Raw genomic sequence first — 14,037 nt, 5'->3', positions numbered from 1 at the left:
ATGATGAAAACTCGACACAAACGCCTGGTCATTGCGCTCGGCGCATTCGCGGTTCTGGGCACAGCGGTGGCGCTGGTGCTCAACGCCTTCAACAGCAATCTGGTGTTCTTTTATTCTCCGACGCAGATTGCTGCCCACGAAGCGCCCTCCGGACGCACCTTTCGCTTGGGTGGGCTGGTCGAAGCTGGCACCGTGAAGCGCGACGGGGTCACAGTCAGTTTCACGGTCACGGACACCGCAAAAACCATCCCGGTCGTGTACCAAGGCATCTTGCCCGACCTGTTCAAGGAGGGAAAAGGTGTGGTGGCCCAAGGCCAACTGCACAACGGCGTGTTCGAGGCCAAAGAAGTGCTCGCCAAACACGATGAAAACTACATGCCACCAGAGGCAGCCGAGGCGCTGAAGCGTGCGGCCGAAAGCAACAGCGCCCTGGCTGAGACCGTTGTCGTGGAGAAAAAGCCATGATTCCAGAAATCGGCCATTTCATGTTGTGGCTTGCCTTGGGTGTTTCAGTCGTTCTGGGTGTGCTTCCGATGGCGGGCGCACAGCGCAACAACGCTCAGTGGATGGGCCTGGCCCGTCCGGCAGCGCATGTGCTTTTTGCGCTTGTGGCCATTGCGTTTTTCTGTTTGGCCGCTTCGTTTGTGCGCCACGATTTCTCTGTGTTGAACGTGGCGACCAATTCCAATTCGGCATTGCCGCTGCAGTACCGCATCGCTGCAACCTGGGGAAGCCACGAAGGTTCACTGCTGCTTTGGGTGTTCATGCTCTGTGTCTGGATGGTGGCCGTGGCGCGTTTCAGCGCACACCTGCCGCAGCCCGTTGTGGCGCGCACGCTGTCTGTCATGGGCTTGATCAGTTTGGGGTTTCTGCTGTTCCTGCTGTTGACCTCCAATCCGTTTGAGCGCCTTTTCCCTGTGCCGGCCGATGGGCGTGACCTCAACCCCTTGCTCCAGGACCCCGGCATGGTGTTTCACCCGCCGCTGCTCTACATGGGCTATGTGGGTTTTTCTGTGGCGTTTTCGTTTGCAATCTCGGCCTTGATTGGGGGCAACCTGGACGCAACCTGGGCACGCTGGTCGCGCCCATGGACCACTTTCGCCTGGATGTTTCTGACCATCGGCATCGCTTTGGGCAGCTGGTGGGCTTACTACGAACTCGGCTGGGGTGGCTGGTGGTTTTGGGATCCGGTAGAAAACGCCTCGTTCATGCCGTGGCTCATTGGCACAGCGCTTATTCACTCACTGGCGGTAACCGAAAAGCGCGGGAGTTTCAAGTCGTGGACCGTGTTGCTCGCCATCGTTGCTTTCTCGCTTTCATTGCTCGGAACCTTTCTGGTCCGATCGGGTGTCCTGTCGTCGGTGCATGCGTTCGCGACCGACCCAGCCAGAGGACTGTTCATCTTGACCTTTCTGGCGATTGCAGTGGGTGGCTCGCTCGCGCTGTACGCCTGGCGTGCACCCAAGGTGGGTCTGGGTGCGCGTTTCGCACTGGTCTCGCGCGAAACCGCCTTGCTGGGCAACAACGTGATGCTGGTCGTGGCTTGCGCGGCGGTTTTGCTGGGCACTTTGTACCCCCTGTTGCTTGACGCTCTTGGCCTGGGCAAGATTTCTGTGGGCCCGCCCTATTTCGATTCGGTTTTCATGCCTTTGATGGCGCCAACCCTGTTTCTCATGGGGGTTGGGCCCATGGTTCGCTGGAAAGAAGCTGAAGTGCCTGACGTGGCGCGACGACTGCGTTGGGCGTTTGTGGTGGCGATTCTGGCTTCTCTGGGCACAGGGTGGTTGGCCGGCGGCATCTCATTGGTGGCCAGTATTGGTTTTGCGCTGGCATTCTGGGTGCTGGCGTCTGTGGCAACCCATTGGTGGGAGACCGTTCACCAAAAGGGCCAAGGGCTGGCTGGGGTGTTGCGCAGGAGCCGGCAGATGCCGCGCGCCGTCGTGGGCATGATGGTCGCGCACCTGGGCGTGGCGGCGTTCTGTTTCGGCGTGACGATGGTCAGGTCGTATCAGGTAGAGCAGGATGTCAAGATGAACGTAGGCGATACGACCACGGTCAGTGGCTACACCTTTGCATTCCGTGGTGCGATTGAAGTGCCCGGACCGAACTATGTGGCCATGCGCGGTTTGGTAGAGGTCACGCGCAACGGTCAACACGTCGCGCAGATGAGGCCCGAAAAGCGCGTGTACCGGGTGCAGCAGAATCCCATGACCGAAGCCGCCATCTCCCCTGGGCTGACCCGCGACCTGTATGTTTCACTGGGGGAAGAAGTGGAGGGTGGTGCCTGGATCGTGCGCGTGTACGTGAAGCCGTTTATTGACTGGATCTGGATGGGGTGCCTCATCATGGCCTTGGGCGGCTTTCTGGCCGCGACCGATCGCCGGTACCGCAGCAAAGTTCGCAAGACGCAGCCGGCGGCGTCTGTTGTGAAAGGTGTTACGGCGTGAAACTTCTCAAATTCCTGATACCACTGGGCATTTTCATTGCACTGGTCGGGTTCCTGGCCGTTGGCCTCAAGCTGGACCCCAAGGAAGTCCCGTCGCCCTTGATTGACAAACCCGCGCCGGACTTCAAGCTCGCGCGATTGAGCCAACCTGAGGTGACCATTGCGCGCGAAGACTTGCTGGGCAAGGTCTGGATCTTGAGTGTCTGGGCTTCCTGGTGCGTGGCCTGCCAGGCGGAACATCCGTTGCTGGTGGCGTTGTCTGGCAAGAAGCTCGTGCCGATTTATGGTCTGAATTACAAAGACGAGCGCATGGACGGCCTGCGCTGGCTGGCCCGGTATGGCGATCCCTACGAGGCCTCTCTGTTTGATTTCGATGGCCGGGTTGGGATTGATTTTGGTGTGTACGGCGTGCCCGAGACGTTCGTGATCGACCGCAAAGGTGTGATCAGGTTCAAGCAGATTGGGCAGCTGACGCCCGAAGTGATCCGTGATCAGATAGAACCCCTTGTGAGGAAGCTCAATGGCTAAGTGGCTGGTATGGATGGCGCTGGCGCTGTGCAGTGGCTGGTTGCAAGCCAAAGAAGCGGCGCCGGCTTCGGACGACCCGGTGCTGGAAGCGCGCATGGTTGCCTTGACCACGGAGTTGCGTTGCCTGGTCTGTCAGAACCAGACGATCGCTGATTCGCACGCTGGCCTGGCTGTTGATCTGCGCAACCAGGTGCGGGAAATGCTGAGGCGGGGCGACAGTGACGCACAAATTCTGGATTACATGACCGCCCGGTATGGCGATTTTGTGCTCTACCGACCGCCCCTCAAGAGCAAGACCGCATTGCTCTGGTTTGGTCCAGGCATCTTGCTGGTCGCGGGCTTGGGAACATTGTTCCTGGTCCTTCGCAGGCGTTCCCGAATGGACCCTTCGCTCTTCGAACCGGAGCCCGAGCAAATCGGGGAAAACGAGAGACCCTCAATTGCAGCAACCCCTGCCAAACCCGATGTGAGTTCCTCCACATGACACAAGACATACCTACCCTGCGACGTCAGCTGGACCAGTTAAAAGAGCTGCACGAATCCGGCGTGCTTCCTGCGGCGCAATACGAAGAAAGCAAGGTTTCGCTGGAACGCAAGATCATCGACCTGGTCATGAGTGGTGCGGCCGACAAGGCGCCAGTTTCTGCGGCGGCACCTGGCGCGCCTGGCGACGAGCCGGTGGCGAGCGCTGTGCCGGTAGCCGCGCGTCAGTCCCGCAGCCTGATAGCCGGATTGACGGCAGCCGTGGTGGTGGCCGCGGCGACAGGCTATTGGTACATGGGTTCACCAGAACAGCTGAACGCTTCGCCGCAAGACAACGTGTCCACCGGGCCGGTGGGTACCGAACAGGCGACGCCCCATGCCACCTCGCAAGAGGAGATTGCGGGTATGGCCGAAAAGCTGGCGGCGCGTATGAAAGATACGCCGGAGGATGCCGAAGGCTGGGCCATGCTGGCACGTTCATACACCGTTCTGGGCCGCCACCCCGAGGCACTGGTGGCGTACGAGAAGGCGGTGAAGTTGCGCAGTGATGACGCGCCATTGCTGGCGGATTATGCCGACTCGCTGGCAGTCAAAAATGGTCGAAATCTGACGGGTGAACCCATGAAATGGGTGAATGCTGCGCTCAAACTCGACCCGCGAAACCCCAAGGCGCTTGCGTTGGCAGGCACCGAAGCCTTCAACACCAAGGACTACGCTTCGGCAGTCAGGTACTGGGAGCAGGTGGTTGAGTTCGGATCGCCCGACAGCGAATATGTCAAACAAGTGGCGGGCGGATTGGCGGAAGCCCGTCAGCTGGGCGGGATGCCCGCTGTGGCTGAAACCCAACTGCCAGCGACCGAGGTCGCTGCGCCGGGGGGCATGGGGTTGCCGGGCAGTGCGGTCAGCGGAACGGTGACACTTGCGCCAGCGTTGAGCAAACTCGCCAGCCCTGAGGACACGGTATTTGTCTACGCCCGTGCCGCCGAAGGAGGGCAGCGCATGCCGCTTGCGATCCAGCGGCGGCAGGTGAAGGATTTGCCATTCAGTTTTACTTTGGATGACAGCTCCTCCATGTCGCCCGCGGCCCGCATTTCTGGCGTCAAAAGCGTCATCGTGAGCGCGCGCGTGAGCAAGAGCGGCCAGGCTGCACCAACCCCAGGCGACCTGACCGGTCAGTCGGCTCCAGTGGCGGTCGGGGAAACCGGGCTGGCCATTGAAATTCGCGATACGGTGAAGTGATCCCTGGTGGTTCCGTCAGGGGCCCCAGCCATTGAACCGAGGCACGAACTGTGGACTACCGATACATCTACCTCATTGGGTTCTTCCCTGTTTTGCTGCTCTATTGGTGGCACCGCTCCAAGCGCAAGGCCATGTTTCAGGCGGAGCTCAAGGAGTCGATCGAACAAGGCTTGAACGAGCCACCTTCCTTGCATCCTGTGGTGGACCTTGCGCGCTGCATCGGGTCGGGAAGCTGTGCCAAGGCGTGCCCCGAGCAGGCGCTGGGCATCGTGGATGGCAAGGCAGTGCTCATCAACGCAGCTTCGTGTATTGGCCATGGTGCCTGCATGGCAGCTTGCCCCGTGGAGGCAATTACCCTGGTTTTTGGCACCGAGAAGCGCGGCATCGACATTCCGCTGGTCAGCCCTGAATTTGAAACCAACGTACCCGGCATTTTTGTGGCCGGTGAACTGGGTGGCATGGGGCTGATCCGCAAGGCGGCGGAGCAGGGCAGGCAGGCCATGGACTTCATCAAAAAACGCAGCAATGGCCAGTGTGATCTTGATGTGATGATCGTGGGTTGCGGCCCCGCAGGCCTGTCGGCCGGGCTGGCCGCCATGCAGCACAAACTCCGCTTCAAGCTGATTGAGCAGGAAGATTCGCTCGGTGGCTCGGTGTACCACTATCCGCGGCAAAAAGTGGCCATGACGGCGCCTGTGGTTCTGGCCATCGTGGGGAAGATGCGCTTTGGCGAAGTGCAGAAGGAAAAGCTGCTCGAGTTTTGGGAAGGCGTGGTCGAGAAGACGGGTCTCACCATTGCGTTTCGTGAGCGCATGGAAAGCGTCGAATCCGATGGGGATGGTTTTTGGGTGAAGACCAGCAAGGGGCGCTACAAAGCCCGCAGTGTTCTTTTGACCATCGGGCGGCGCGGCACGCCCCGAAAACTGGGTGTCCCAGGCGAAGAGTCATCCAAAGTTGTCTACCGTCTGGTGGACCCAGCCCAATACGAAGGCCAGGCAGTGCTGGTGGTGGGCGGCGGTGACAGCGCTCTCGAAGCGGCCATCGCTTTGGCTGAAACACCGGGAACCGACGTCATTCTTTCCTACCGCAGTGAGGCATTTTCGCGGGTGAAGCAGAAGAACCGCACCAAGCTGGAGGCGCTGGAAGCCGGCGGGCGCCTTCGCGTGATGCTGAAATCCAAAGTGGGTCGCATAGACAAACAAGCGGTCGAAATCGATTGGCAAGGGGTTTGCCATATGTATTCAAACGATGCGGTCATCGTTTGTGCAGGGGGTGAGCTGCCTACCCCGCTCTTGCAGAAGATGGGCGTGCATTTCGAGACCAAGCACGGCGCCGCCTGATGCTGGCATGGCCGGCGTCCCGGTCCCCACATTCCATCCGTGTGCCTCTGGCGCAAAGCGCTGCATCGCCCGTGTTGCCACACGGTGCACACAAGCTGCTTATCGAACCTATCGGCCCCGTTGGGGGCGCGGGCAGCGCTATGGACGGCTTGGCCTGAGGGGGATGCCGGCCGCCATGGGACGCTCCTCACACAGCACCGAGCCCCTGGATGGGCGCTGGTGAAGTCAGGGACAACCGCCGTCCTTGATGGCCTCCCACCCTCTTTTGTCTCAGTGAAACGGCTATCGAGAGGCCTGGCCTGGTCCTTTCTGGCTCAAAAGGGGGAAATTCTTAAGCGAATTTAAGGTTGTGCGGCACCCACTCCAAAACTGCTACTTTATGTAGCAGTTCCCCTACCTGATGGTGGGGTGACACCCCATGTATGTTGAAAAACTGGTTCGTAACATGGCGTTAACAGATCAGGAAACCTCGAAAACGCAAACAAAGGGGTGAATTTCAGCCCAGTTTTCGGCTTCTGGATCTGGTTACGGTTTTGGACCCCTTTTTTACGCACCTTGGGAGCGTCACCATGAAAATCCAGAGCAACACCGCAAGATCCGGATTCTTCGGGCAGTCAGCCAGGCATTGCTTGCTGGCCGCTGCCTGTTTTTTCCTCACGGCTGTCGTGCACGCTGCTCCGCTGGCGGTCACGGTTCTGGGGGTGCAGGCCGACGGCACCACGGTGAACCTCGGCAGCGACTACCGCTGGACCGTTGAGCAAGACGCCACCAAGCTCTCGGTGCCGGGGCAGCCGGCCACCACGGCCAATTACTCGTTCAGCTTCCACACCAGTTACATGCCGGTGGTCGCGGCCGGGCGGGTGGGCACCGCGCCCACAGGCCTGACGCAAGACCCCGATGTGGCACGGTTGTATGCGCAACCGTTGCCCTCGGTCTGCGTGGGCACCCCGGCCTCCAATTGTCTGGATACGGCCAAGCGCTACTACCTCTCCGTCGCCGTCGAAGGCTACCAGATGGGCGGGGCGCCCATTGTGATCAATGGCAGCACAGCCACCGCCACGGTGTATGTCAACCAATACCCCGTGCCAACGGCGCAGATTTCGGTGTACGCGTTCAACGACAACAACCCCCTCAACAGTGCACCCGACCTGCCGCAGGAGCAGGGGCTTGAAGGTTTCACCGTGCTGCTCATGGAGGCCGGCGGCACCTTCGGCCAGTCCGGCGGCGCGGTGACGCAAGACGGTTTCGGCAACCCGCTGGGCACAACCTACAACACCGACGGTTCCGTCAAGGTGCGCGGCTCCGGCATTCTCAAAACCGGCCCTGATGGCACGCTGCTCATCCAGAACCTGTTCCCGGCCAAATACACCGTGTTCATGGTGGCGCCCGTCGGCAGCGACTGGACCCAGACCTCCACCATCGAAGGCACCAAGGGCTCTGACGCCTGGGTGAAAAACAACGAGCCTTCTTTCTTCCAGGAATTCGGCCCCCCCGGCCACCATGTGTTCATGGGTTTCACCAAGTCGGGTTGTGTCCAGGGGACGGCGGGCAGCCGGTGTGTGGGTTTGGTGGGACCCAACGCACGCAACATCACCGGCAAGGTGGTCAACATCCACAACTCGCGCACGCCCAATTACGCCTTTGAAAGAGGTGCGCCTGTGAACGAATGCTGGGTGGGGCTGAACGAAACCGGCGCCAGTACCAGGACCCTCTATACGACCGCCTGCAAGAAGGACAGCACCTTCACCATCCCGAACGTGCCTCCAGGCAACTATGAGCTGGTGGTGTGGGACGAGCCGCTGGACATGATCATCGGCACACAAACCATCACGGTCGGAGGCTCCGACCTCGCCATGGGCGATGTGCCGGTGTTCAGCTGGTTCGGCCGGATCCAGGGCCGTGTGTTCCAGGACATCGATGGCAGCGGCCTGCCGTTCTTTGCCGAGGCCTACAGCAAGCCTTACATCAAGGTCGATCCGGTGACCGGTATCGAGACCGAAGAACAGAAAAACTACGCCCCCGGCGATCTCAAGCCCGCTTTTGGTGAAGGCATTGCCAGCACCATCCGCTTCCGCGATGGCAGCATTTACCAGGCTGCGGTGACCAAGAAAGATGGCACCTACGCCTTCACAGAGGTGTTCCCGTTCTTCAACTGGATGGTGACCGAGATCGACTACGCACGGTTCAAAGTGACCGGTGCCACCATGGTGACCGATGCCGGTGGTGCGATCGCCCCCGATGAAAATGCGATCAAACTGTGGAACGCCGAGACGGGCAGCTATGGCAGCAGCGATCCGGCTTTTGCCTACAACCCCTGGATCCGTTTGAACCCGCAGCTGCAGGAAACCTGTACCCCTGAGCAGGTGGCGTTGAACAAAGACGCCGACGGCAAGATCATCGACACCACGGCCTGCTTCAAGGCGGGCGACAAGTACTACCGCACCGAGCAGGGCGTGACCTTGCTGGAAGGCACCCAAGCCTTCCTGGGCCTGACCAACCACATCGAATGGGGCAAGCAACCCTACGCCGGTGAGCTCAATGGCACCAAGAGTGAAAACGGTGGCATCGCCGGCATCGTTCAATACGCCATCACGCGGGCCGAAGACGATCCCCGTTTTGCCGCGGCTGAAAACTGGGAGCCCGGTGTGCCGCGCGTGCAGGTCAACATGTTCCTGGACTGCGATGCCGACGGCCTGATTGACAAGCCGAAGAACGATGGCACAGGCCTGTGCGCCGCGGGCGGCCTGAGTGGCGCAGACGGCCACATCGCCCAATTGCCCGATGTGGACAACTACCCCTTCTGCTGGCGCGACCCGGAGTCCTGTACGCTGACCGTCTCGACCAAGGGCCCAGAGGACTACGAGCGCACCGGGAACGATGGCGTGTTCAGCTTCGGTGACGTGTTCAGCTGGGGTGGCCCACAAGCCAATGACCCAACCAGTCAACTGCACGTGGGTATCGGCGGCACCGACAGCTGGGACGACAACGTGCCCACAGGCTGTATCAAGCCACCGCCCGGCCCGGTGGCCAATGGTTCGATCCCCTTCGTCGCGCCGGCCGATCTGGATTGTTTCGATGGTCTGTTCAACTTCAACCAGGTGCGTCCCTCCCTGTTTGACGGGGGTTATGCCTTCGGCCGTGTTGCTGGCCAGGCCGAGCTGCCTGTGCTGATCGGCAGCGCAGGCAAGGGCACCTACATTGTTGAAGCCGTCGCGCCTCCCGGCTACCTCCATGTGGGCAGTGGTGACCAGAACGTCGCTTTTGGTGACACGCTCAAGGCCTCCACCGCAGCCCTGCCATTCGAGTGCGTGGGCATGGAATTGCCGGTGCCCGCCAAACTCACGCTGTTCCCTGGTGAAGACAACCCCGCCTATGGCGGTGCGGGCCAAACATGGCGCAAGTGCGACATGAAAGCGGTCCCTCTGGTGCCCGGCACCAACCCCGCACCCAATTTCTTCCTGTACACCGAAGCGCCCGTGGCGGGCCACGGCGTGGGCTTCATCCTGGACGACACCGCGACCGAGTTCAACCGCTTCTCGCCCTCGTTCGGTGAAAAATACGCACCCCCCCATCTGCCGGTTTCGGTGCAAGACTGGACCGGGCGAGAAATCACGCGGGTGTATTCAGACCAGTTTGGCTCATACAACTTCCTGACGCCTTCGAGCTTCACGATCAATCCGCCTTACCCATCGGGCGTGATGCCCAGCATGATGGTTTCGTGCATGAACCACCCCGGCCCGATCATGGACACGCAAGCGTTCCTCTCCGATGGCACCACGGCCAACCCCAACTTCGGCAAGATGGTCATCGACCCCTTCTTCAACCGCAAGTACACCCAGTTCTGCTACACCCTGCAGTACCTGGCGGGCAAGACCACCTACCTCGACACGCCGGTGCTGCCCATCGCCGCCTTTGCTTCGGTGGACAAGAACCCGCTGGACTGCGAATGCCAGGATGGCACACCCGTCATCTACAGCGCCAACAACGCCAACCCCGCTGTCAACAACGGCAACAACGGCCCCTGGGTGCCCAATGGTGGCAACAGCAGCGCTCGCACCCTGACCATCGTGTCAGCCGGGCAAGTTGACGTGCCGAATCCGGCATACGACCCCGCCTTACCGGGCTCGCCTAAGAACATCGTGCGTGACTATGGCTTTGGCACTTCGCAAGGAACCATCAAGCTGGGCAACACCACCCTGACGGCAACCACCTGGAGCAACGACCTCATCGTGGTCACTGTGCCCAACAACGCCGGCACGGGCCAGCTCATCATTACCCGCGGTGACAACGGCAAGTCATCCGTGGTCGGTCTGACCGTGCATGTGGGTGGTCTGAAACCCATCGTGGTCCAGCCCGGCGAAAGTATCCAGGCCGTGATCGATGCCCCCACCACCCCGGCCGGCGCTTTGATCAGCATTCCACCCGGCACCTACAACGAGTATGTGGTCGCCGACAAGCGCGTTCGCCTGCAGGGCTGGGGCGCCAACTCGGTGGCCATCAACGCCTCCAAGGCCAGCGCCGGCGGCCTGGCCGCATGGCGCACGCTGATGGCCAAGAAGGTCGATGCGCGCTGCAGTCTGGCCAATGGCAATGCGGGGGCCGTGCCCAATTTCGTGACCTATCCCGGCACGGGCTGCCCCGCCGGCACACCGGTGAATGTAGATACCGGCGGGCCTACCCTGGTCGTGGGTCCGAACCGCACCTTTGATCTGCTGCCAGGCCAGGCCCTGGGCATGAACAAGGCCAACAACGAGCCCATTTTGTTCAGTGCCGAAGAAGGCCCTGGCATTCTGGCCGTGGGTCGCGCTGGCAACAACCAGGGCACCACGTGTCAAAACGCCGGTGTTGCGTTCCGGATCGATGGCTTGACGGTGACGGGCTCCGATTCCGGCGGCGGCATCCTGGCCAGCGGCTACAACTGCAACCTGCAAATCACGAACAACCGGGTGGTGGGCAACTACGGCACCTACGGCGGTGGTGTGCGGGTCGGCCACACGGCACTGGAGAGTGACACGGTCTACACCTCTGGCGTCAACACGGGCGTGGTCGTGGCCTACAACTGGATTTCGCAGAATGGTGCTTCCGAAATCGCCAACGGCGACGGTGGCGGCGGCGGCGTGACCATGGGCACGGGCTCCAACAACTACCTCGTGAGCGAGAACTACATCTGCGGCAACTTCTCCATGTCCGATGGCGGCGGCATCAGCCACGTGGGCTTCTCGGCTGGCAGCAACCAGATCCTGAACAACAAGATCTTGCTCAACCAGACGTTCAATCAGGCCACAGATCCCACCGGTGGTGGCCTGTTCATCGGAGGCCAGATCACGCTTCCCGGTGGAACGGACGAAGGCACGGGGGATCTCACCGTGGACCGCAACCTGATTCAGTACAACCATGCAGGCGCCGGCGCCGGTGGAGGCGTGAGCATCGTTCGTACCCGAAACGGCAACGGCAACAACGCCGACAACGTGCTCCTGACGAACAACATGATCGTCAACAACGCGACGGCCTACGCCGGTGGTGGCGTGGCGGTGGCCGATGTGGGCAGCAACGTGCGCCTGGTCAACAACACCGTGGCCGGCAACACCAGCACCGCCACCAACCGCCAGTCCTTCCCTCCCACAGGGCAGAAAGTGCAGTCCACGGCGCAGGTGGCCGGTATTGCCCGCGTGAGCGGTGGCAACAACAGCAGCCCGACCCTGCTCAACAACATCGTGCATGGCAACCACGCCTACACCTGGAGCATCACACCTGCCAACCCCGGTCCCAACGACGTGCAGACCACGGTGCTGACCGACGCCGGCGTCTGGGATCTGGGCGTGGTGGGCAATACCAGCAAGACGGCCCTGGCGTCCAGCAACAGCGTGCTCACCATCGGGGCGGGCAACAGCAGCGCCAACGGCGGCATCCAGGCTTCCGATTCGCAGGTTGCGTTCGTCAGGCCCATCAGCCTCCTGTCGCAGACCGATCCGGATCAGCCTGTGATCTTGCCTGAAACCACCATCATGCAAACGGCGCTGACCTTTGACGAGGGCGGCAACTTCATCAACGTCATCTTCAGCCCACTCACCCCGTGGGACCTGGACGACCCAGCCGCGCTGCGCGCCGACTACCACCTCCAGAGCGGTTCGGTGGCGGTCAATGCCGGTGCCAACCGCAATGGCAACAACGGTGTGCCCACCAATGACTACGACGGCGACGACCGACTCAGAACCAATATAGATGTGGGAGCCGATGAGTTCGGCGCTGGTGGAGGGAGCGGTGGTGGTCAACCCGCCGTGAGCATCACCGGTGCATCGGGTGCCGCAACGTTGACCGGGAGCACGCTCGACTTCGGAACCCGCAGCAACAGCAACTTCTACAGCATGGTCACCTTGACGGTGGGTGGCACCGCACCGGCAACCTTTGGTGCGGTGGCTGTGAGCAACACCAACTTTGCAGCTTTGCTCGGAAACAGTTTCGGCACACGCACACCCACAGCCGTCGATACCTGTTCCGGCCAGACGGTCGCGGTTGGCAACACTTGCCAGATTGAAGTGCGATTCGCTGGTGGGTTTACCAACGCCAGCAAGACTGGCAGCTTGTCCATCTCCTACAACGGCGCATCCAGCCCGGTGACCTTGTCACTGACCGGTCAGTGAGTCGGGCGCCCAGCAGAACGGCATGCTCAAAGTCAACAGAAGGAGTCACACCATGACCACCACCCAGACCTTTCACCGGAGCCTGATCGCACTGGCCGCCACCTCCAGCCTGGGGCTGCTCACGCAGGCCCATGCCGAGGTGTTCGTTCAATGCGGCCCCAACAACGCGGGGGTGGATGCCAACGGCATGATCAAAGCGGCCTACGACGTTGATCCCGCTGTGGCTGGACCTAAAAATGCCAGTTCGCAGTGTATGCACCTGGCGGCGGGCGACGGTTTCATCACCATGGCCGACAAGCGAGAGCTCTACACCTTTGGCTTCACCGACGTGACCAAGAAGGCGGTCAATCAGGTGCCACTGGACAGCCTGGACGCCAACTTCTCAGCGCCCACCATCGAGCTGCAGCAAGGCAAAGATTTTTACCTGACGCTGACCAATGTGTCGATGGCCATGCGGCCCGACCTGTTCGACCCGCACACCGTTCACTTCCATGGCTTCCCCCAGCAGCCTCCGGTGTTCGACGGCATGCCGGAAGGCTCGTTCGGCGTGAACATGGGTTCTTCGTTCACGTACTACTACAAGCTGAACGATCCCGGCACCTACCTGTACCACTGCCACCAGGAAGCCACCGAGCACATGCAGATGGGCATGCTGGGCAACCTGTATGTGAAGCCCCTACAAGACGGCACGCCCAAGACTTATGGCGGCAGAACCTACACCAAGTTCGTTTACAACGACGGTGACGGATCGACCGGCTACGACGTGTCCAAACCGCTGCAGCTGGTGTCCATGGACAGCGAATTTCACGATCTGCACATCGGCGTGCAGCCGCTGCCGTTCAAGAACATGCGCGACGACTACGCCATGATCAATGGCAGGGGCTACCCCGACACGGTGAATCCCTCACCACTGGATCCGCCCACCCAGAAAGTGGATGTGCTCACCGGTGGCGGTGTGGCCATAGGGGACATCACATCGTCTCAGCCCATCAACGCCCTGATCACTGCGGTCAAGGGCGAGCGGGTCTTGCTGCGCATGTCGAATCTCAGCGTCACCAACTACTACACCATCACGGCACAAGGCTTGCCGATGAAGGTGGTTGGATCGGGGGCGCGCCAGCTCAAAGGGCCGGACGGGAAAATTTTGTACTACGACACGAGCTCCGTCACCCTGGGTGGCGGTGAGTCCACCGAAGTGATGATCGACACCAGCCAGGTGGAGCCGGGGACCTATTTTCTCTACACCACCAACTTGAACTTCCTGAGCAACGGCACGGAAGACAACGGCGGGATGATGACCGAAATTGTGGTGAGCAGCATCTGACCCGACCACACCCGACTGCTCACGAACAAGCCCCAT

8 protein-coding genes are annotated in these 14,037 nt (G+C 60.9%); all 8 read left to right on the top strand.

Annotated elements, in window-relative coordinates; genetic code table 11:
• The first annotated feature begins 3 nt into the window (after positions 1–3).
• The 8 genes from ccmE to E5678_RS06465 all read left to right on the top strand — a co-directional run bounded on the left by ccmE (position 4) and on the right by E5678_RS06465 (position 14,001).
• Complete coding sequence (gene ccmE, locus E5678_RS06500) at positions 4–465, top strand: cytochrome c maturation protein CcmE (protein WP_136177764.1); 462 nt, start codon at positions 4–6, stop codon at positions 463–465.
• Positions 462–2,447: a heme lyase CcmF/NrfE family subunit gene (locus E5678_RS06495; RefSeq protein ID WP_136177763.1), complete on the top strand. Its 1,986-nt coding sequence runs from the start codon at positions 462–464 to the stop codon at positions 2,445–2,447. The genes ccmE and E5678_RS06495 overlap by 4 nt, the downstream gene beginning before the upstream one ends.
• A complete protein-coding gene (locus E5678_RS06490) occupies positions 2,444–2,974 on the top strand; it encodes a DsbE family thiol:disulfide interchange protein (RefSeq protein WP_136177762.1) in 531 nt (176 codons plus the stop codon). Before E5678_RS06495 ends, E5678_RS06490 begins: the two co-directional genes overlap by 4 nt.
• Positions 2,967–3,458, top strand: coding sequence for a cytochrome c-type biogenesis protein (locus E5678_RS06485; protein WP_136177761.1), 492 nt, complete (start codon positions 2,967–2,969; stop codon positions 3,456–3,458). The genes E5678_RS06490 and E5678_RS06485 overlap by 8 nt, the downstream gene beginning before the upstream one ends.
• Positions 3,455–4,696: a hypothetical protein gene (locus tag E5678_RS06480; protein ID WP_136177760.1), complete on the top strand. Its 1,242-nt coding sequence runs from the start codon at positions 3,455–3,457 to the stop codon at positions 4,694–4,696. Before E5678_RS06485 ends, E5678_RS06480 begins: the two co-directional genes overlap by 4 nt.
• 50 nt (positions 4,697–4,746) lie before the next feature.
• Entirely contained in the window at positions 4,747–6,036 is a 1,290-nt protein-coding gene (locus tag E5678_RS06475) for an NAD(P)-binding domain-containing protein (protein WP_247596933.1), read from the top strand.
• Positions 6,037–6,605: 569 nt separating this feature from the next.
• On the top strand, positions 6,606–12,677 hold the full coding sequence (locus E5678_RS06470) for a hypothetical protein (protein WP_136177759.1): 6,072 nt from the start codon (positions 6,606–6,608) through the stop codon (positions 12,675–12,677).
• Between the two features lie 52 nt (positions 12,678–12,729).
• A complete protein-coding gene (locus E5678_RS06465; protein ID WP_168708504.1) occupies positions 12,730–14,001 on the top strand; it encodes a multicopper oxidase domain-containing protein in 1,272 nt (423 codons plus the stop codon).
• Positions 14,002–14,037: the final 36 nt, after the last annotated feature.

It is taken from the genome of Hydrogenophaga sp. PAMC20947 (genome assembly GCF_004795855.1).
Lineage (GTDB): Bacteria > Pseudomonadota > Gammaproteobacteria > Burkholderiales > Burkholderiaceae_C > Hydrogenophaga.
Note: the sequence above shows the minus strand (reverse complement) of the source record. Positions and strands in the feature narration are given on the sequence as shown.